Genomic DNA, 22915 nt, shown 5'->3' with positions numbered 1-22915 from the left:
ACATGGAATTTAAATACATAAGTGAGATAAAGAGATTAATCGATATAATAGAAAATGAAGAAAAAGCCAATATGGAAAGAGCAGTGGAAATCCTTGTTCAAGCAATAGAAAACAAGAAAGCAATATTTTCTTTTGGAGCTTCACATGCAGGAATACTAACAGAAGAATTATTCTACAGAGCAGGTGGTTGTGTTCTTATAAATCCAGTATTTGCGAAATCTTTGATGTTAGATACAGCACCTATAACCCACACTAGCAAGATGGAAAGGTTAGAAGGATATGGTTCAACCTTAGCTGATAAGACTCCAATTAAAGAAGGAGATGTAGTTATAATTCACTCAGTATCTGGTAGAAATCCAGTAAGTATAGAATTTGCTATAGAGGCTAAAAAAAGAAATGCAATAGTAATATGCATAACCAATTTAAGTTACTCAAAGAGTGTATCATCAAGACATTCTTTAGGGAAAAATCTTTATGAAGTATGTGATTTGGTAATAGATAATCATGGTCAAAAGGGAGATGCTTGTGTAGAAATAGATGGTCTAAATCAAAAAGTTAGCCCAACTTCTACTGTAATTGCAACTACTGTTATGAATTCTATTATAGCTCAAATTACTCAAGAACTAGTTAATAGAGGATTAAAGAATCCACCAATTTTTTATAGTGCAAATATAGATGGTGGAGATGAATTAAATAAGAAGATTTTTGAAGAGTATAAAAATGTAATTCACTACGAATATTAAGGTGAAGGATGTGTTTTAATAAATTCTAAAGTATTATAACAATATAAATAAGTAGTATAAAATAAAGAGGATATCTCAAAATAGAGATAAGCCTCTTTTTAATTGTTGAAATGATGAAAATATATTTGATTTTATACAAAAAAGAGTCCTCATGAACTAAAAAGCTCATTTTAGAAAACGTTGTCATAGAAAAAAACTATAATAAAAAAAAGTGCATAGAAAAAACTGATTAGACAATAAATACACGCTTTGATAATATTTTAAATGGAATAAAATATGTAGAATTATAATGAAAAATAAAATAAGATGGAGGGAATAAAATTGGGTATGTTGAAAAAATTATGTTCACTAGCTATGGTGGCAATTATGACTACAACTCTTATAACAGGGTGTTCAAGCGGGAATGGAAAAGATTCAAAAAAGGATGGAGAAAAAGAAAAGTTAGTTCTTTGGATGCCACCAGTAGAAGATAATATGAAGGAAGTTTGGGACCCTATTTTAGATAAATTTGAGGAAAAAAATAACTGCGAAGTAGATTTACAGATAATTCCTTGGGACAATTATTCTGAAAAATTTGCAACAGCTATAAGTGCTGATGAAGGTCCGGATGTGGGATATATGTATGCAGAAATGTATCCACAATTTATACAAAGTGGCGCAGTAGAAGATTTAACTAACTACGCAACTAAAGAAGACAAAGAACAATCTATTTATATAAAGACATCTGAAATGATGGGTGGAATGTATGGAATGCCATTCCAAGCAGCAAATCCAGGTGTACTGTACTATAACAAAGATATCTTAGAAAAAATAGGAGAAAAACCTCCTAAAACATGGGAAGATTTTAAAAGAATCTGTAAAAAAGCAACACAAGATACTGATGGTGATGGAAAGATAGACCAATGGGGATTGGCTCAAGGATGGGGAGCTAAAACTTTTGGTAACTTAAATTGGAACTGGTACCCTTACTTGTGGCAAGCTGGTGGGGATATATATAATGATGATTTAAAATCAGTTAAGTTTAATAATAAAAATGGTTTAGATGCAGCAAATTTCTTAAAAGAATTACAAGCATATGTACCTGAAGATTCTTTATCTAAAGATAGTAATGAAATAATAGAAAGTGTATTTGGTCCAGGAAAAGCAGCATTTACAGTAATGCTATCTTCTGCTGCAACAAGTGTATTTGATAAATCATTCCCAGACTTAAATTGGGGATTTGTAACTGGATTAGAAGATAAGAAAGCAGCGACTTTTGGAGCAGTAGACCATTTATCTCTAATGTCATCAGCAAAAAACAAAGAACTTGCATACAAACTAATACAACATATGTTAAGTGTTGAATCGATGACAGAATTCCATAAAGCAATACCAAGAGCACCAATAACAAAAGGTGAACCATATCAAGGTGATGAAAGATTTAAAGAAATGGTTGAAAATGACAAAGATATATATAGACCATTAGTTGTAGGTCCTCATGGTGTTGAAATATATGAATATTTATGGAAAGAACTTCAAACAATGATTTCAGGAGATAAAACTCCAAAACAAGCATTGGATGATGCTGCAAAATATTCAAATGATTTATTAGCACAATAAAAGTTTACAGCTGTAAGACGTTTTATAGTATCTTGCAGATTAAAATTAGCATTGTATCATAGTACAATGCTAATATTTATATTGGAGAGGATAAAATGGAAAACTTAGTTAGAGATTTTGAAGGAAATTCAAAAAAGAAAAGAATAAGATTGAATATTAAACCATATATCTATATATTGCCATTAGGTATAATTTTAGTGGCATTTTATGTGATACCAATAATAATGTCAATATATTTTAGCTTTACAAAGTATAACATTATTAGTCCAGCTACATTTATAGGTTTAGAAAACTATAAAAAGTTGTTTACAGATGAAACACTAAAAGTATCTATTATAAATACAATTAAATTTACTATTGTTGTAGTACCATGTCAGACTATTTTATCATTGGTTTTGGCGGTTTGGATTACTGGGAAGGGAAATAGTAAAATAGCTTCATTTGCTAAAGGTGCAATATTTATACCAGTATTATCATCTATGGTTTTGATAGGTATGGTATGGAGAGCTTTATTAAATGGTGAAGGTTCAATTGTATATCAAGTATTAGGTGTTTTTGGCATAGAGTCTTCCAAACTTTTAGGAGACAGTAAGACCGCACTACCTACACTTATGTTTATATCTATGTGGAAAAATATAGGGTATTTTATGGTGATTTACATTTCGGGAATAATGAATTTACCAAAACATTGTTATGAAGTGGCAAAGGTTGATGGAGCTACAAAACTTCAAGAATTTATGAAAATAACAGTTCCTTTATTGAAGCCAACAACAATAATGGTTGTGTTTTTAGGAACTATATGGTCACTACAGGTATTTGACTTAATCTATACTGTGACTGGTGGAGGACCAGGGATATCTACTATGAGTATAGTTATGCATGCTTTTAACTTGAACTTTAAAAATTTTAATTCTGGATATGCAATGACTGTAGCAAATGTATTATTCTTGTTGATAGCTGTAGTCTCAATTTTGCAGAATAAATTTGTAAGACGAGATAGTTCAGATATTTAGAAAGGTAGGTACAAAATGAAAGCGACAAGAAGATTATTGAGTGACGGTTTGTTATTATTTATAGCATGTGTAAGCTTGGTACCTTTTATATATATGTTGATAATATCTTTAAAGGTAACATATAATTCATATAATTTAGATATATCTTTTTCAACAGTGACACTACAAAATTATATAGATATATTTACTAAGAAAGGATTTACACAATACTTTTTAAATACAGCGATAGTATCTTTTTCAGGTGTAATATTAAACTTAGTATTTAGTACACTAGCAGGATATTCTTTTGCAAAGATGGATTTTAAAGGTAGTGATAAGTTATTTTTATTTATGATAATGACTTTAATTATACCATCTCAAGTTACAATGATACCACTTTATATAATAATGAAACATTTAGGCTGGATAAACAGTTACCTTGCACTTATTATGCCAATACCAACTGCATTTGGTGTATTTATAATGAGACAAGCTATTTTAGGAGTACCAAAAGAGCTATTAGAGTCAGCAAAAATAGATGGTTGTTCGGACCTTAGGATTTTAATACAAATAGTGCTTCCTCTAATTAAACCAGCATTAATTACATTAGCAATATTTACTTTTATGGGAGCATGGAATGAATTTATGTGGCCTCTTATAGCCACAACTAAAGATACAATGAGAACATTAACAGTTGGATTATCAACTCTTAAGACATTCCAGATAACAAACTATGGACAAATGATGGCAGGTGCAACAATAACATTTTTACCTCCATTTATTTTCTATTTGATTTTACAGAGTAAATTTGTAGAAGGTGTATCTCTGTCAGGAATAAAGGGTTAGATACTTTAATTTAAAATATAAAATAGAATTATGTAGATGTGGAGGAGTTTAAAATATGGAGATTTCATATGTATTGAAGGATTGTACATTTAAACACAATAAATATTCAGTTATAGAAGCTGAGACTTGGGAACCTAAAGATTTAGATATTGTAGTAGCTAAGGGGGAGAAGTTTGCTTTTCAAATTATGCTAAAAGCGACGGAAGAATTTAATTGTACAATTGATGGAAGTAGTACTATATCATGGAAAGGTCTTGGAAATAGAGTAAGACTTAAGTTAAATGTACCTAATGAATTAGAAAATGATTTTAGTATCAATGTAATGGGATATGTTCAAGATGATACAAAGGCATTTGTAAATGATGCTATTTTGAGAGATAAAGATGTATTAGTAGAACAACATTTACCTCAAATGTTTTGGATTGAAGGTCAAGTACCTGAGGACTTTACAGAAGATAACTTTAATATAGGTATTGATGTATTCAAAAGCTTTGGATATGAAGATGAAGAAAAAGTTTGTACTATTGATGTACCTGTGGAAGTAAAAAATGTTGTATTAAAATCTTTAGATGAAAGCAGATTCTTTTTGGATTTATGGCAACATCCAAGTTGTTTAGCCAGAATGTATAAAGTTGAATTATGGTCTGATGTCCATTTTGAAATAATTGATAACTATTTAAAAGAACTAGCTTCTTTAGGGGAAAAAGTTGCAACTGTGATAGTTTCTGATTATCCATGGGCAGGGCAAAGTTGTTATAAAGTTTATAAAAATCCATCAAACTTATATGAATACAATATGGTGAGTGTTTCAAAAGGTATAGATGGAAAGATTAAATGTAATTTTGAAAGTATGGACAGGTATATAAATATAGCTAATAAGCATAAAATGGCTCAGGAAATAGATTTATTTGGTTTGTTGGGCAATTGGTGTGCTGGTGAATTTGGAAACCCTATAGAAGGCTATAAAGACCCAATAAGAGTAAGATATTATGATGAAAATGATAAGGTATTTAAGTTTATAAATAATACAGGAGATTTAAAAGAATATATAGGATTAGTTTTAAATCACTTAATAGAATGTGGGTTATGGGATAGAGTTAGAGTGATAGCTGATGAACCAAATAATCCAGAAGTAGTAAAAGAGTGTATCGAGTTTATAAACTCTACTGTAGATGAATATAAAGTTAAGTACAAATCAGCAACACATGACCAAAATTTCTTAGATAGAGCTAAAGATGAAGTTGATGATATGTCAATAAACTTAAAACTTACTATTCAAAATTACAAAGATATAGACAAGTTAAAGAAAAAGGTTAATGATAAGGGTGGAATATTAACTTGGTTTGTATGCTGTTTTCCAGAGAAGCCAAATAGTTTTATAAGTTCTCCTTTTGTGGAAAATAGAATAATAGGATGGTATACTTATTATTTTGGTCTTGATGGATTTTTAAGATGGGATTACAATTTATGGACGGAAGACCCTTGGAGGGATGCAAGTTACAAATTCCCTATTTGGAAGGCTGGAGATATGTTCTTTGTTTATCCTGGAAAAGATTTAAAGCCAGTTAGAAGTGTTAGAATGGAGAATTTAAGATTTGGAATACAAGATTTTGAATTATTTACTATGTTGGAAAAAGAAAAGGGAAGAGAATATATAGAAGTTGAACTTATGCAAGAATTATTAAATAAAAAAGAAAATGCTGAGATTAAAGGTTTTGGAAACATAGAACTAGGATATTCACTTGATAATTTTGGATATGATAAAGTTAAAAAACAAGTGTTAGATTTATTAGATAAATTGTAAAAAAATAAAAGGCAGTGTATTACTAAGTAGTTAAAACTATTTAGTAATATACTGCCTTTTTTTAGATGTATCAAGTATTTTTAAATTATAATCAATGTAAAGTTTATAAATGAGAATAATTATATATAACATGATGCAATTTAATTTGTTATAATAAAGATTGCATAATATTATGTAGAAAATAATATTGTTAGGGGGAGAGTAAGATAAAAAGAATAGGTGTTATTATAATATGTTTTTTAAGTATAGTGTTTGTTTGGTTTTATTTTATAATAAGAGGAAATAGTGATACAGTCACGATGCAACGAGGCATAAATATAGGTAATGCACTAGAATCACCCAAAGATTTTCCTTGGGATGTAAAAATGTCAAATAAATTTTTTGATGATATAAAAAATGCAGGTTTTGATACAGTACGTATACCTGTAAGGTTTTCTGATTATACATCAACTTCTAAAGATTTTAAAATTGATGAGGAATTTTTTAAGAAAATTGATGGATATATAAACTATGCGTTGGATAAAGATTTAATAGTTGTGTTGGATTTGCATCATTTTGAGGAAATTATGAAAGAACCAGAAGTTAATAAAGATAAGTTTTTAAAAATATGGCAACAGATAGCTAATAGATACCAAAGATACGATAAAAGATTGGTATTTGAATTGTTAAATGAGCCTAAAGAAAACCTATCTTCACAGTTATTAAATGAATACATTAAAGAAGCAGTAAATATAATTAGAAAAACTAACCCTAAAAGAACCATTATAGTTGGACCATACAATTTCTATCAAATTGATTATTTAAATGAATTAAATATTCCTAAAGATTCTAATATAGTAGTTTCTTTTCACTATTATGAGCCAAATGATTTTGCATTCCAAGGAAATATATACCACAAGGGCTTTGAACACTTGAGCAATATTACTTGGGAAGGAACCGATGAACAAATGGAGTATATAAGAAAAAGGTTTGATATTGTGGAAAATTGGGCAAATAAAAATAAAGTAAAGGTTTTTCTGGGTGAATTTGGAATAACAAAAGAAGCACCAGAAGCTTCAAGAAAAGCTTGGGTAAAAGCTGTAAGAAAAGAGGCTGAAAAAAGAAATTTTTCATGGGCTTATTGGGAGCTTGCTTCTGGATTTGGAATATATAATCAAACTGAAGGGACTTGGGATAAAGATATGTTAAATTCATTAATAGAAAAGAGATGATTTTTGTGAAAAAAAATTCAAAGAAAATACTTATAACTTTAACTATCATTACTAATATCATATATATTTTTTGGAGAATTTTTTATACAGTGCCTAAAGAAGAGGGGATGTTTGCATTAATATGCGCTATAATACTTCTTTTTGTAGAGATACTAGGAATGATGGAAATGTTTGTACATTATTATGGTATGTCAAATATTGAGTGTCCTGAAAAGCCAATTATAAGTGAAGAGCTTTATACACATGTGGATGTATTCGTTGCAACATATAACGAATCTGTTGATTTAGTGAGAAAAACTATAAATGGATGTATCCATATGCAATATCCAGATAAGAAAAAGGTACATATATACATATGTGATGATGGAAATCGTGAAGAAATGCGTATTCTAGCAGAAAAAATGGGGGTTAATTATATAACTAGAACGGAAAGAGAAGGAGCAAAAGCTGGGAATTTAAATAATGCAATGAAACATACAAATTCTCCTTTGATTGTTACATTTGATGCAGATATGATACCAATGCATGATTTCTTGATTGCTACAATACCATACTTTTTGAAAAATGAGCAAGCTAAAAAAGATGGAAAAGAAGAGGAGTATGAAAAAGTTGGTTTTGTGCAAACGCCACAAAGCTTTTATAATCCAGATTTATTTCAATTTAATCTGCACTCTGAAGGTAGAATTCCAAATGAGCAGGATTATTTTTATAGAGATATTCAGTTGGCTAGAAACAGAACAAATTCTGTAATTTATGGTGGTAGTAATACTGTTATTTCAAGAGAAGCTTTAGAAGAAGTTGATGGATTTTATACTAATTCCATTACAGAAGATTTTGCAACAGGTATATTAATTCAAAGCAAGGGGTATAGATGTTATGCTATTCCAGAAGTACATGCATCAGGTCTATCTCCTACTGACTTAAAAAGTCTTATTAAACAACGTGAAAGATGGGCACGTGGGTGTATACAAACTGGTAGACGACTAAATATTTTATTTAGGAGAGGTTTAGGTTTTTGGCAGAAAATAAGTTATATTTCTTCAATTACTTATTGGTATGCAAGTATAAAACGATTTGTATATATAATGGCACCTATATTATTTTCTGTATTTAATGTGATTGTAGTAAAATGTACACTACTTCAAGTATTGGTATTTTGGTTACCTATGTATATTCTAAGTAGTTTATCTCTTAAAATATTTTCTCAAAACATAAGAAATACTAGATGGACCAATATATATGAAACTATAATGTTTCAGTCTTTAATGCCATCAGTGATACTCGAAACGTTTGCAATATCCAAAAATAAATTTTCAGTCACAAATAAGAATAAGTTAGAAGAAAATAAAATGTATAAGTTTTTACAGGGTATCCCGTATTTTATTTATATAGTGTTATCTATAATAGGAATTTTAAAAATGTTTATATCAATATTTAAAATAGGTTCAATGACATATTCAGTCGTCTTGTTTTGGCTAATAGGAAATCTTTTCAATCTTGTTATGGCTACTTTATTTATATCAGGAAGACAACAATTAAGAAAGTCTGAGCGTTATGTTGCTGAAATTGAATTTAAGTTAAAGCAAAATTCGTATGTACTTTCTTCAAAGACAATCGATATATCAGAAAATGGATTTGCATTTTTGTTAGATAAGCCAGAATATATTTGTCCAGAAAAAGAGTTTGAAGTAGAGTTTAGAGAAAAATCAGGAAATGAGACGTATATAGCTAATATGAAAGCAAAGATTGTTAATGTTGTAGAAGTAAGTTCAAAATGGAAATATGCAGCCTATATTACACATATTGAAGATAATGAAGTAGATAACTGGATGTGTATTGTTCATGATAGAATACCTACTTTACCAATGACAATATCTAATCAACTAGGTTTCTTTGATGACTTGCAAATTAATGTAAAAAAACGTATTGAAAAAGCTAGAACATTATCACGAAGAAGTCCAAGAATCAATATGAATTTTCATATGGATGTAGAAAATATAGGCAAATTAAGAATGGTAAACTTTAATTATCAATATGTATTATTAAATTTTGAGAATAAAAATATTTATCCTAAAGAAGTAACATTGGAAATTAATGAAAATATTGTGTTAGAATGTGATTTATGTGAGGGCAAAACCGATGAAAGAGGTATCTTATATAAAGTAAATAACATTGACAGTATAATGCAAAATTTCTTTTTAAGAAATGAAATGATGGATTGGATATTACAAAATAAGACAGTTGTTGTTTCAGAACCTAGTAAAAAGAAAGAACAGAGTAATGATGAGTTTGAACCCATGGAATATATTTAGGAGAGATGAGATGAAAACTTTAAAAGTGTTTTTTTGTTCTGTGAAATATCTTATTTTGGTGTTTGTTTTTTTAATAAATGCTACTTTTATAAGTTCAGCAACGAGTGACAAAATATTAGATTTATCTTTTAAGAAGATAGATAATGACCTAAGTTCTAAGATTATACATGAAGATAGAAGTATAAAAATAGAAACAGATAGTTCTAAAAATGATAAGGAACATTATTTATATATTTATCAAAATATAAAAGAAAATTGGAGTATATACCATAATTTTTATATTGAGATTCAAAATAAAAACAAAAGTTCTCAAAGAATAAATTTAAGTATACAAAGTAAGAATATGCTTGAGTTTAGGTTAAAAGAAGGAAGTGAAGTATTTTTTGAAGATAAAAATATAATATATTCAGATAGAATAAAAGATGGATGTATAGAAGTGCCAGGAGAGTTTGATGGTAAAATCTATGTGAATTTTAATAGTTTTATAAATGATAAGGATAATATATTACTGGATTCAAATATGCTATCAAATGTTGTCAGTTGGGGGATTACATTTATCCCATCTGATGAAGAACATAATGTTATTGCTATAAAAAAGTTATCTTTATTAGTTGAGGAGCAGTTAGAATCTTTGCATAACATTAAAATAATTGGTGATGAAGAAGTACAAATACCTGTATTGGGTCAAAGTATAAGTCAGTACGAGGTGCTAGGTCTTGAAAGTAATTCAAAAATTAAGTATTCTCTTACTGAAAAACAAGATAATGTAAATATATCTCAAACAGGTAAATTAACATTAAGTAATAAAGCTAAACCAGAACAAATTATTTTACAAGTTAATGTTGATGAGAAATTTAAAGTTGGAAAGAAAATAAAATTGACTCAGTCTTGGAGTATTAATCAAAAAGATAAAGATGGTGTTCCATATACATTAGTATCTCCTAAACAATCACCAACAGTACAAGATATGAAAAAGATAAACTTTATGAATAATATTATAATATTTATTCAAATTTTATTTATATCTTTAGTAATAATATGTTTTGGAATATATTTGTATTGGAAAAAACGCTCAAAAACTAAGTAGAGAGAGGAGGTTTGAGTGTGTTATTTTCAAGCTTAATTTTTTTATTTTATTTCCTGCCAATAACTTTAGTATTGTATTATATGTTTAGATTTAATCGAACTATACAAAATATGATATTGCTTGTTGTTAGTCTATTTTTTTATGCTTGGGGAGAACCGAAATTTGTTGTCATTATGGTAGCTTCTATAATAGTGAATTACATATTTGGTTTACTAGTAGATAGATATAGGGAAAGTAAAATAAAAGTAAAAGTTTTTTTAGTTTTAATGTGTGTATATAATATAGGTGTTTTATTTATATTTAAATACCTAGCTTTTGCACTAAGAAATATTAGCGAACTTATTAGTACTGAGTTGACTATACCTAGTATTGTTTTACCTATAGGAATTTCATTCTTCACATTTCAAGGGATGTCTTACGTTATAGATGTTTATCGTAGACATGGAGATGTTCAAAAGAATCCTTTTTATGTGGGGCTTTATATAGCTTTTTTTCCACAATTAATAGCAGGGCCTATAGTTAGATATGAAAGTGTAGCAGAACAAATTCATAATAGAAAAGAAACTTGGAACAAGTTTTCCATTGGGACTTGTAGGTTTATAACAGGTCTAGGTAAAAAAGTATTAATTTCAAATAATATGGCTATAGTAGCAGATTATATTTATACCATGAATAGTCAAGGAGAAATAGCTACATCACTTGCATGGCTTGGTTCCATAGCTTATACCCTGCAAATATTCTTTGACTTTTCTGCTTACTCAGATATGGCTATAGGTCTAGGTCTTATGTTTGGATTTAAATTTGAAGAAAACTTTAATTATCCATATATATCAAAATCAATTACTGAATTTTGGAGAAGGTGGCATATTTCTTTAGGGATGTGGTTTAAGAGTTATATCTATTTTCCGCTTGGAGGTTCTAGAGTGGCAAATAAAGATATTATGATTAGAAATATGTTTATAGTATGGTTATTTACTGGAATATGGCATGGAGCAGAATGGACATTTGTAATATGGGGAATTTTAAATTTTGTTTTCTTAATTATAGAGAGATTTATAATGCTTGAAAAAATTGAAAATCGTAATTTTATAAAGCATGTTTACACTTTATTAGTAGTTAATTTTGGGTGGGTATTATTTAGGTCACCTAATTTAAAAGAAGCATATAATTATTTTAAAGCTATGTTTGGAGGAAATGGAGCCATATGGAGTGATTATACATATATGTTTTTGAAAGAATATTGGATTTTCTTTATATTTGCATTTATTTTTAGCATGCCTATTGCGAAGAAAATCAATAAGTTTGTTGTTGAACAGGCTAAATACAGTATGCTATTTAATGTGTTTTATCCAATATCGGCAATTTTATTATTCTTTATTTCTGTGACATATTTAGTAACTGGAAGCTATAATCCATTTATTTATTTTAATTTTTAGTTAAGGGGGAAAAGTATGAATAGATTTTTTAAAGTAAGATTAATAACAGCAATCATATTCTTAATTGTTTTATTCGCTTTCTCTATCTTTAATATTTGTTATTCTGGAAAAGATATGATACAGGAAATAAAAAATTCAGTTGCTGAGAAAAGTAGTCTAAAAGATACAATATCATCTATTGATAATACCGTAAATGATAAAGTAATATATAAAAACACATTTATTGAAACTTATGGATATTTACAAAAGCTAATGGGTAAAAATGAGTTTTCAAAGTTTAGTGTTGTAAAGGATACTTCTGGGAAGATGCATTATACATATTTTGCTAAAGCTCCAAATCAAGTTGGAGTACTAGCAGATAGGGTGAGAAAATTCTCTGAGGAGATGAACAAACAAAACACTAAATTAGTTTATTTAATGACTCCAGATAAATATATAAAAGGAGTGACAAAATTTCCAAAAGGGATACCTTATTCTTATAGTAATGAGACTGCAGATAATTTTTTAAATCAACTAAAAAAGTACAATGTCGACTATATTGATTTTAGGGAAAGTATTTTAAAAAGTGGCATTCCAAAAGATGATTTATTTTTTAAAACAGACCATCACTGGAAAGTAGAAACTTCTTTTTGGGCGTTTGGTGAACTAGTTGAACAACTTAATAAAAAATACAGTATGAATTTAGATGAAAATCATTATTATAGAGATAAGGATAATTATAATTCAATTGTATACCCTAAATCATTTCTTGGTTCTATGGGAAGAAAGACTGGTATTTTGTATGGTGGTATAGATGATTTTACATTGATTTATCCTAAATTTAAGACTGATTATACTTATTATACAGATTCTAAGTCACAGAAATTTGAATTAAAAGGAAGGTTTGAAGAGAGTCTGATATTGTCATATCCTTTTAATGCAGACCTTAATTTAATGGATGGTCAATCTGATAAGTATTTTACTTATTTATTGGGAAATAGACCATTAGTTAAAATAAAAAATATAGAAAATCCAGAAGGATTAAAAGTGCTATTTGTTAAAGACTCTTTAATTGTACCAACAGCCGCATTCTTTTCTTCTGTTTGTTCAACTATAGATATGATAGACCCTAGATATTATGATGGAGATATTTTGGAATATGCAAAGTCTCAAGACTATGATTTTGTTTTTATATCTGTATATCCTCAAAATCTTACAAAAGAATTCTTTCCATTTTGTGAGTAAATTTGTAAATAAAATTTCTGATAAAATAAAAAATAAATGGCTAACTTATTGAAAGTTAGCCATTTATTTTTTTACTTATTTTAAGAAATATTTTTTTTACTAAATACTTCTTTATCGACTTTTCCAAGTGATTTTCCTACAGTAATTGATGATACCATAGCACCATTAACATTTATCATTGTACGTCCCATATCCAATATAGGGTCTATTGCAAGGATTCCACCAACTAATGGAAAATAAGAGCCAAGGCCAACTCCAGATATAACAACTGAAACTGCCATTGTAGCAGTTCCTGGAAGTCCTGCTATTCCAAAAGAACTAATTGTTATAACTATTAACAACATAACATAAAAGCTTATGTCCATGTTTACGCCAGCCATATTAGCAAGTGTAACAGCCATTAAAGCAGGATATATACCTGCGCAACCATTCATACCCATATTTGCACCTAGACTTGCTGTAAAGCTTGATACACCCTCATCAACTCCATGATTTTGTACTAAGCTTTCTATCGTTACAGGCAATGTTCCTAAACTAGAACGCGAAGTAAATGCTAGAAGTAGAGCTTCTGTTGAATTTTTTATATAAGTAATGGGATTTAGTCCATTTAAAGTTATAAAAATTAAGTGTATAACAAATAATACTGCAACTGATATATAAAGTGCTAATATAAAATGTAAAACAGATACTATTGAGCTAATACCTTGTGAAGTTATTGTATTTGCAAGTAGGGCAACTACAGCATAAGGCATAAATTTGATAACAGTCATAGATACACTTACAATTATTTTGTAAGATGCTTCTATAAAATCTATAAATGGTTTTATCGTTTCAGAATGTTTTTTGTTTAATCTTTTTATTGATGTAGCTATAAATGTAGCAAATATTATTGTAGCTACGATATTTCCATTTGCCATAGCCATTACAGGATTTGATGGAAGTAATCCTCTTAAAGTATCCACAAGAGAATTTATTTCTTTAAGTTCTTGAGTTCCTCCTAAAGCAGGTAGATTAACTCCTACACCCAACTTCATTATATTTGCAACTACAATTCCAACAATAGCAGCTATAGCCGTAGTAGTAAGAAGCATACCTAAAGACCTAAAAGTAAGTGTCCCAAGATTATTATCTTTCATATTAATAATTACCTTTATAATTGATAAGAAAACTAAAGGTACTACTAACATTTTTAATAAGTCCATAAATCCAGAGCCAAATAGACTATACCATTTACTTACTTCTTGTAGCCAAGTAACTTGAGTTGTATCATTAGGAAAACCAGCAAAAGCTTGAATTATAATTCCTAATATAAGTCCGAGTATTGTAGCATATATTGTTCTCAATGAAAATTTGATTTTTTTCTTTTCAAATTGCCTAACAATAAAGAATGTGCCTAAAAGCAAGATTATAAAAAAAATCGTTTTAAAATCTGTAATCATAAGAAATTGTGATAAGAATGAACTTTCCAATATTTTTTCTCCTTTATCTAAAAATAAATTTTTCTAAGTCTAAATAATATCAATATATTAAAAAAATGTCAATATTATATCATAATTTACTAAAATAGAATAAATTAATTTAATTTACGTAAATATGATTAAATACAGAAAAATAGGGTATAATATGTGTTTAAAGAATTTGACTTTGGGTAAGAAAAGATAAAATAGCTTTTGTGAAATTTGATTTCAAACAAAATGATGTGAAAAAAATAACGATAATTTATTATAAAGATGTGTACATAGAATATATATCAAATGAAAAGCTCAAAATAAGTAAAGAAATTAATTAGACATCAAAGGAGAGATAAAATGAGAGTAATAATAATTGGTGGTGTTGCAGCTGGGATGAGTGCTGCAGCTAAATTAAAAAGAATAAAACCTGAATATGAGGTTGTTGTTTACGAAAAAACAGAGATAGTATCTTTTGGTGCTTGTGGATTGCCATATTTTGTTGGTGGATATTTTGATGATGCTAATGACTTATTAGCAAGAACACCTGAAAAACTTAGAGAATCTGGAATTGATTTAAATATATTTAAAGAAGTTATTGAAGTTGATAGTGAATCTAAAAAAATAAAAGTAAAAAATATAAAAACAGGTGAAATACATGAAGATTACTATGATAAATTGATGATAGCAACTGGGGCAAGAAGTATTATGCCTCCTATAAAAAATGTAGAATTGAAGAATGTTTCTATGTTAAAAAGTTTAGATGATGGAGAATATTTAAAAAAGATTTTAAGTGACAAAGAAAATAAAAGAGTTACAATAATAGGTGCTGGATTTATAGGATTAGAAGCAGTTGAGGCATGTAAGAAGTTAGGCAAAGATGTACATGTAATTCAATTGGAAGATAGAATATTACCTCAAGTATTTGATAAGGAAATTACAGATGTTTTAGAGGAAAAAATAAGAAGACATGATGTTAAATTGCACTTGGATGAAATGGTTGTAGAGCTGTATGGAGAAGATAAAGTAGAAAAAGTTATAACAAATAAAGGAGAAATAGATACAGATGTAGTAATAATTGCTACTGGTGTTAGACCTAATACAGAGTTTTTGTCAAATACTAATATAGAAATGCTAAAAAATGGAGCTATAGTAGTTGATGAGTATGGAAGAACTTCTGTAAAAGATATATACTCTGCGGGTGACTGTTCAACCATAAAGAATATAGTAAGTAATGAAAATGTATATGTACCTTTAGCAACTGGAGCTAATAAATTAGGTAGGATAGTAGGAGAAAATCTAGGAGGAAGAGAAGTTTCTTATCAAGGTTCACTATCTTCAAGTTGTATAAAAATTATGGATATGGAAGCAGCTTCAACTGGAATTACAGAAAGACAAGCTAAAGCTTTAGGTATAAATGTTAAATCTAAATTTATTTCTGATTATAATCAAACTCATTATTATCCAGGAAGAAATAAGATATATGTAAAACTTGTTTATGATGCAGATACAAAAGTTATTTTAGGAGGACAAGTGGCTGGGTTTAAGGATGCTGTGCAAAGAGCAAATGTATTGGCAGCTGCTATTTTTGGAAAAATGACCACAAATCAGCTTGGAATGTTAGACTTGTGTTATGCTCCTCCATTTGCAAGAACCTGGGATGTGTTAAATGTGGCTGGAAATGTATCTAAATAATATTATTTAGATTATAGCCAACAAGTAATTGAAGGAATGAATTTACACGAAGATATTTCTATAAATGTAAAATTCATTCCTAAGTTTTTGTTAATAAATATAAATAGATATTTATTCATCAAAATTTAAGTGTAGGCTTAGCCTATCTTCTCCAAGAATTGTATTTTCAAAAACATTAGTGGCATTTTCTAAGTACATATTAGGCATATCTAATGATGGACTAAAATGTGTTAATAAGAGTTGTTTAACATTTCCTAGTTTTGCAAGATTTGCAGCTTCTCTAAAAGTCATATGTTTGTTTTTAACAGCTTTTGATATATCTAAATCATCGCCATACATAGCTTCACATATGAATAAATCGCTATCTTTTATAAAGCTTGGTATTGATTCTATAGGTCTTGTATCAGTCGTAAGACTTATTTTAACGCCCTTTCTTGATTCTCCTAAGACCATATCTGGAGTGTACTTTTTTGAATCTAAAACTACACTTTGACCTTCTTGGAGTTTTTTCCACAATATTTTAGGAACTTCATTTCTAGTTGCCTTATCTATATCAAATTTAGGATTTCTTCTAAAATTAAAACTATACCCTAAACACTCTATGGAGTGTTCTAAATCAATTGTTGAAATTTCTACATTTCTTAAAAACTCATTATCTAAAGTAAAATTACCTTGAGGATTTTCTATGATTTTTAAAGTATATGGTATATATTCTACTAAATTTTTCATAGAACGAATACAATCAACTATTCCAACTGGGCCAATTATAGTTAAATCACTTGTACGACCACTATTTCCAATCGTTGATAAAAGTCCTAAAAGTCCAAATATATGGTCACCATGTAAATGGGTTATACAAATCAAGTCTATATCTTTAAAGCCACATTTTTTTAGCTTCATGGATACCTGAGTGCCCTCACCACAATCAATTAGTATTTTTCTACCTTTATAGTTTATGAACACAGAAGATAGAAATCTGTTTGGCATAGGGACATTTCCACCACATCCAAGTAAAGTTAAATCTATCATTTTTTCCCCTTTCTAAAATTAACACAAATCTGTTGTTTGTTTTTATTATAATATCCTATTATAATTATTTTAACATTAAATATATCAATAAATGTGTATTTGAGTCAAGAAATATTGTCAAATAGTTTTTTTGTATTGAAATATATAAAAACTTTATGAGAAGAAATTGAATTTTATTTTTAGAAACATTTAAAGGAGGATAAATTAATGAAAATATTAAAGAAAATAACTATTTTGTCATTGATTACATTAACTTTGGTTGGATGTAGTAATGGAGAAAGTAAAAAAACTATTGAAGGTTCTAAGAAAACTCAAAGCTCTAAAGAATATGAACAAGCAATAATAGTACATAAAGATGCAAATATATTGAAAGATAGGTATGAGCCACCAAAAGGTTTTAAAAGAGTGGATGTAGAAAAAGGTAGTTTTGAATCATTTCTTAGAAATACTAAGTTGAAAAATTATGGAGAAAAGGTAAAGTATTATGATGGCAGAACTAAGGAATCAAAAGGCATTTATGATAGTGTATTTGATGTTGATATTGGTAATAGAGATTTACATCAATGTGCAGATGCAATTATGCTTATGAGAGCTGAATACTTATATCAGAATAAAAGGTATGACGAAATAAGTTTTGATTTTGTCGATGGTTTTAAGGCTAAGTATTCAAAGTGGGTAGAAGGATATAGAATTTCAGTAAAAGATAGTGGTTCAAGTTGGTATAAATCAACTGAATATTCAACATCTTATGAGAGCTTTAGAAAGTTTATGGATATAGTATTTGCTTATTCAGGAACTTTATCTCTTGAAAAAGAATTGAAACCTGTAAAAGTTGATGATATGAAGATAGGAGATGTGTTTATAATTGGTGGAAGCCCAGGACATGCAAGTATAATTATGGATATGGCAGAAAATGAAAAGACTGGAGAAAAAGTATTTATGATAGCTCAAAGCTATATGCCTGCACAACAAACTCAGCTTCTTATTAATCGCAAAAACGTAAACCTAAGTCCTTGGTATAGTTTAGACTTTAAAGGTGATTTAACAATACCTCAATGGACTTTTAAAAGAGACCAATTGAAAAGATTTTAAAATAATTTTATATAAAATAAAAGAAAAATACATATGAGAAAAAATGTAATTAGATTAAAACTAATTGGATATGGACAAAATTAAATTGATAGATAGATATTAAAGGTTATGTTAATTAATCTTATGTATATTTAATATTTATCTAAAAGGTTTTATGTAAAATATAAATTTTATCTAAAGCTAAAACTAATTTGAGGAGGATAATTTATATTGAAAATTAGGAGATATTTAATTTTGGTAATTATAATTCTAATTACAACAAGTCAGAGTGTTATTTCTTATGGGCTAGAGCAAATTGAAGAAATAACTATTTTTCACACTAATGACATACATGGAAGATATGCTGAAGGTAATGAACATATACAAATAGGTAATCTAGCTACATTGAAAAAAGACACTCCAAACTCAATTTTAGTAGATGCAGGAGATTGTTTACATGGACTTCCAATAGTAAATATGGACAAAGGGAAAGAAGCAATCGAATTGATTAAGTGTGCTGGGTATGACTACATTACTCCTGGTAATCATGACTTTAATTATGGAAAAGATAGATTGTTTGAATTATCTCAAATGGCTAGTTCAGGAGAGAACAATTTAAAATTTTTATCATCAAATATCCTCAAAAATGGTGAAAAAGTATTTGATAGTAATGATATAAAAGAAATAGATGGTATAAAGATAGGATTTTTTGGACTTACAACTCAAGAAACAAAGAGCAAAACAGGATTTAAAAATGTGGAAGGATTGGAGTTTACAAATCCTATAGAGAATGCAACAGAGCAAGTAAATGAGTTGAAAGGAAAAGGTGCAGATGTAATAGTTGCAATATGCCATATTGGTACTAATAATTTAAGTAAGCCAAATAGTATAGATATAGCAAATGAAGTCCAAGGTATCGATTTAATTATTGATGGGCATAGTCATACTAAGTTTGAAAATGGCAAGCAAGTTGGTGACACATTGATTGTAAGTACAGGACAATATCTAGAACATATTGGCGAAGTAAAACTAACACTTAATACTAGTGATATAGAAAATATAAAAATAGAAAATAAATCAGCTAGATTGATAGATAAGGAAGAAGCATTAAAATATGAATTGGATGATAGTATAAGTAAAAAGATTGATGAAATAAAAGAACATCAAGAAAAAATATTAGATAAAGTTATAGGCGTAACAAAAAATACTCTAGATGGCTCATATGAAAATGTAAGGACAAAAGAAACTAATTTAGGTAATTTAATAAGTGATATTTTACTTGATAAGACTAAGGCTGATATTTCTCTATTTAATGGAGGAAATATCAGAGATACAATAGAAAAAGGGAACATAACAAGAAGAGATATTGTAGATGTATTTCCTTTTAATAATACGATAGTTACCAAAGAACTTACAGGAGCACAAATTAAAGATGTATTAGAGCAAGGAGTAAAACTCTATCCAGAAAAGAATTCAGCCTTTTTACAAGTAGGAGGAATGTCATATTATTTTGACCCAAAACAAAAAGAAGGAGAAAAAATAACTGGTATTTTAAAAGATGGAAAACCATTAAATTTGGATAAAAAGTATGTGGTTGCAACTAATGATTATATAGCATCAGGTGGAGATGACTTTAGTTGCTTTTCAAAAGAGCCAGTATTAAAGGATTTCGGAAATTTAGAGAGTATGGTAATTGAATATATAGAGTACAAAAAAGAAATATCACAAAATATAGATGGAAGAATTAGTATCAAATCTAAAAAAGAGATAGCAAGTAATAATCAAGAGAGTGAATTGATAGTAGGAGAAAATAAAGAAAATATTAGTGATAATGAAGGTAGTACATCTAATAATGATATAAAAAATTCTGATAGTTATAAAAGTAAAAAAACAGATAAAATAAAACCTATAGAGAGTTCTAATACAGGAGTATATAAAAGAGAAGCTAAAGAAAAATCTCCTAAAACAGGAGACTTAGGTTTTTCAAATAGTATGATTGTATTTATAGCATCAAGTACATTACTATACTTATTAAACTTTAATCAAATAGATTTAAAAAACAAAAAGTCAAAATAAAAATTAATAAGTAAGAGTTAGCAAATAAAAATTTAATCTTAGACACTAATAAAAGTGAAAAGGTAATTAGTTGTATAAATACTAATTACCTTTGTTTTTTTGTGTTTAAGTATATTTATATCTAAGTAAAATCCAATTAATAATCTATAAATATTTATAAATTAATAAATAAAATGATTTTACTAGTATGATATAATTTAGCTAGTATGTATGATAATGGAGGATAGAAGGATGAATAATATATTACTTTTGGAAGATGATAAATCTTTAAATAGGGGAATCAGTTTTAAACTAAAAAAAGAAGGATACAATGTTTTTAATGCATTTAGCATAGAAGAAGCAAAAAATATTTTCGTAAAAGAAGAGATAAATTTAATTATTTCTGATATAGGTCTTCCTGATGGAAGTGGTTTTGATTTTTGCGAGGAGATTAGAAATAAAAGTGATGTTTACATAATAATGCTAACAGCCCTTGATGAAGAAGTAGATATTGTCACAGGATATGATTTAGGTGCAGATGATTATATCACAAAGCCATTTAGTTTGATGGTATTGATATCCAAAGTGAATGCACTTATGAAAAGGGTAAATACAGTAAAAAATTATACTTTATTAGTTTGTGATGATTTATTTTTTTATTATATAGAAAATAAGTTGATTATAAAAACAGATAATAAAGAAGAAGAGATAATTTTGAGTAAAACAGAAACTAAACTCTTAAGATATCTTATGGAAAATTCAATGCAGACGTTGACGAAAGAACAAATATTAGAATCTCTATGGGACAATAGTGGAAATTTTGTAGATGATAATACTATTGCAGTAAATATAAGAAGACTTAGACAGAAAGTAGAAAAAAATCCATCTGAACCTAAGTATATAAAGACAGTAAGAGGGGTTGGATATATGTGGGGGGAAAGGAGTATAAAAAAATGTTAAAAAGTATGAATCTCAAAGATAACTTCAGTATGAGAGATGATTATATAATGAGAAGAGTTATTGGATGTTCTGTTTTATCTGTGCTAATAATAACACTTATGTTTATACTCTTTGAATACAATAGATTACATAAATTATATGAATATCAAATAAAAAACACCCAAAGTATTGTAGGGGTATTGATTGATAAATATCCCAATGATGAAATAGATATAGTAAAATCTATTTACAATTCTGACTATAGTAAGGTAGATATTGGAGAAAAAGCATTTAAAAAATTTGGATATGGATTAGAAAATAAAATGTCAAATGATAAAAATTTTGGACTGTACTTAAAATCTTTTTTTAGAGAATCAGTTCTTGTTTTTTTAGTAATGTTTATAGTTGTTACAAGCATAATCTATTATTTTATAAGATACATAAATAAAAGATTGAGTAAAATTTACTTTATAGTAGATAAGATGTCACAAGAAAATTACTTGAAAGACACTACTGACCTAGAAGATACTGGTTATCTAGTAGAGTATAATGAGTATTTTAAAGAAGGTACATTTAGCAAAATAAATAACTGCCTATATGAGCTGAATAGAAGCTTAAAGATAAAATTTATTAAATTGGAGAAAGAAAAAGAGAGTGTGAAATCATTAGTAACAGATATCTCTCATCAACTAAAAACTCCTTTAGCATCATTAAAATTGTATAATACATTGCTTATAGAAGAAGAATTAGATGAAGACGAAGCTCAAGAATTTCTATTAACTAACAAAAATTCTATAAATAAATTAGAAAACTTGATAAACTCTTTGGTTAACATATCAAGGCTAGAGATTAGTATGATAAACATAAAAAAAGAAGATAATGATATAAAAAATACCATTTTAAATGCTATAAAAAGTGTAGTGCCTAAAGCTAAGATTAAAAACATAACATTAAATATAAATGAATTCGATAGTAGGATTATACCTCATGATAAAAAATGGACTGAAGAGAGTATTTTCAATGTATTAGATAATGCTGTAAAATATACACAAATAAATGGAGAAATAAACATCTCTGTAGAAGAAACTGTTAATTATTTTAAAATTATAATAGAAGATAATGGTAGTGGAATTAAAAAGAGTGAGTTCAATAACATATTTAAACGTTTTTATAGAGGTATATCTGAGGAAGTTGAATCTATAGAAGGTAGTGGAGTAGGATTGTATCTAAGTAGAAAAATATTAGAAGAACAGGGTGGAAATATTATAGTTTCTTCTAAAGTAGGGGTAGGAAGCAAGTTTTCTCTGTTTCTTACAACTATGTAATATTAAATGAAAGGAAAATGTAAGCCTCTACATTTATTATATAAGTATAAACAGCTCCAGAAATAAAACGTAATAAAAAATGGAGTAATATAACTTAGA

Annotated in this window: 17 protein-coding genes; 15 read left to right on the top strand and 2 right to left on the bottom strand. The window is 28.0% G+C overall.

Annotation, left to right across the window (positions count from 1 at the left end):
• Nucleotides 1–2: 2 nt before the first annotated feature.
• From KGF38_RS05310 to KGF38_RS05265, 10 genes are all read left to right on the top strand, one after another.
• Entirely contained in the window at nt 3–743 is a 741-nt protein-coding gene (locus KGF38_RS05310) for an SIS domain-containing protein (protein WP_074178472.1), read from the top strand.
• 306 nt (nt 744–1049) lie between these two features.
• Nucleotides 1050–2342, top strand: a complete 1293-nt coding sequence (locus KGF38_RS05305; protein WP_161803382.1) for an ABC transporter substrate-binding protein — start codon at nt 1050–1052, stop codon at nt 2340–2342.
• A gap of 95 nt (nt 2343–2437) precedes the next feature.
• Nucleotides 2438–3355, top strand: a complete 918-nt coding sequence (locus tag KGF38_RS05300; protein ID WP_054271140.1) for a carbohydrate ABC transporter permease — start codon at nt 2438–2440, stop codon at nt 3353–3355.
• 15 nt (nt 3356–3370) lie between these two features.
• A complete protein-coding gene (locus tag KGF38_RS05295) occupies nt 3371–4180 on the top strand; it encodes a carbohydrate ABC transporter permease (RefSeq protein WP_054271139.1) in 810 nt (269 codons plus the stop codon).
• Between the two features lie 55 nt (nt 4181–4235).
• Nucleotides 4236–5984, top strand: coding sequence for a DUF4091 domain-containing protein (locus KGF38_RS05290; RefSeq protein WP_054277242.1), 1749 nt, complete (start codon nt 4236–4238; stop codon nt 5982–5984).
• Nucleotides 5985–6349: 365 nt separating this feature from the next.
• Nucleotides 6350–7195, top strand: a complete 846-nt coding sequence (locus KGF38_RS05285; protein ID WP_223152800.1) for a glycoside hydrolase family 5 protein — start codon at nt 6350–6352, stop codon at nt 7193–7195.
• Nucleotides 7196–7284: 89 nt separating this feature from the next.
• Entirely contained in the window at nt 7285–9507 is a 2223-nt protein-coding gene (locus KGF38_RS05280) for a glycosyltransferase (protein WP_227832256.1), read from the top strand.
• A 10-nt stretch (nt 9508–9517) separates the two neighbouring features.
• On the top strand, nt 9518–10594 hold the full coding sequence (locus tag KGF38_RS05275; RefSeq protein WP_074178469.1) for a hypothetical protein: 1077 nt from the start codon (nt 9518–9520) through the stop codon (nt 10592–10594).
• Nucleotides 10595–10611: 17 nt separating this feature from the next.
• Nucleotides 10612–12030 carry an MBOAT family O-acyltransferase gene (locus tag KGF38_RS05270; RefSeq protein ID WP_054277238.1) on the top strand — a complete coding sequence of 473 codons (1419 nt, stop codon included), beginning with the start codon at nt 10612–10614 and terminating at the stop codon, nt 12028–12030.
• A 15-nt stretch (nt 12031–12045) separates the two neighbouring features.
• Complete coding sequence (locus KGF38_RS05265; protein ID WP_054271134.1) at nt 12046–13254, top strand: alginate O-acetyltransferase AlgX-related protein; 1209 nt, start codon at nt 12046–12048, stop codon at nt 13252–13254.
• An 80-nt stretch (nt 13255–13334) separates the two neighbouring features.
• Here KGF38_RS05265 and KGF38_RS05260 read toward each other — a convergent pair whose 3' ends face one another.
• Nucleotides 13335–14723 carry a cation:dicarboxylate symporter family transporter gene (locus KGF38_RS05260; RefSeq protein ID WP_054271133.1) on the bottom strand — a complete coding sequence of 463 codons (1389 nt, stop codon included), beginning with the start codon at nt 14721–14723 and terminating at the stop codon, nt 13335–13337.
• A 339-nt stretch (nt 14724–15062) separates the two neighbouring features.
• Between KGF38_RS05260 and KGF38_RS05255 the strand changes: the two genes are divergently transcribed.
• Nucleotides 15063–16397 carry a CoA-disulfide reductase gene (locus tag KGF38_RS05255; protein ID WP_227832255.1) on the top strand — a complete coding sequence of 445 codons (1335 nt, stop codon included), beginning with the start codon at nt 15063–15065 and terminating at the stop codon, nt 16395–16397.
• 111 nt (nt 16398–16508) lie between these two features.
• On the opposite strand, the gene KGF38_RS05250 is transcribed toward KGF38_RS05255, so the two are convergent.
• Nucleotides 16509–17426 carry a ribonuclease Z gene (locus tag KGF38_RS05250; RefSeq protein ID WP_227832254.1) on the bottom strand — a complete coding sequence of 306 codons (918 nt, stop codon included), beginning with the start codon at nt 17424–17426 and terminating at the stop codon, nt 16509–16511.
• Between the two features lie 207 nt (nt 17427–17633).
• Between KGF38_RS05250 and KGF38_RS05245 the strand changes: the two genes are divergently transcribed.
• The 4 genes from KGF38_RS05245 (at nt 17634) to KGF38_RS05230 (ending at nt 22816) form a co-directional block, all read left to right on the top strand.
• Entirely contained in the window at nt 17634–18518 is an 885-nt protein-coding gene (locus KGF38_RS05245; protein ID WP_227832253.1) for a DUF4846 domain-containing protein, read from the top strand.
• Between the two features lie 234 nt (nt 18519–18752).
• A complete protein-coding gene (locus KGF38_RS05240) occupies nt 18753–20573 on the top strand; it encodes a bifunctional metallophosphatase/5'-nucleotidase (protein WP_227832252.1) in 1821 nt (606 codons plus the stop codon).
• Between the two features lie 231 nt (nt 20574–20804).
• Complete coding sequence (locus tag KGF38_RS05235) at nt 20805–21512, top strand: response regulator transcription factor (RefSeq protein ID WP_227832251.1); 708 nt, start codon at nt 20805–20807, stop codon at nt 21510–21512.
• Nucleotides 21506–22816: a sensor histidine kinase gene (locus tag KGF38_RS05230; protein ID WP_176702456.1), complete on the top strand. Its 1311-nt coding sequence runs from the start codon at nt 21506–21508 to the stop codon at nt 22814–22816. Before KGF38_RS05235 ends, KGF38_RS05230 begins: the two co-directional genes overlap by 7 nt.
• Nucleotides 22817–22915: the final 99 nt, after the last annotated feature.

The sequence above is a fragment of the Clostridioides sp. ZZV14-6387 genome, from assembly GCF_020657835.1.
GTDB lineage: Bacteria > Bacillota > Clostridia > Peptostreptococcales > Peptostreptococcaceae > Clostridioides > Clostridioides difficile_A.
This window is presented reverse-complemented; position numbering and strand designations above follow the sequence as displayed.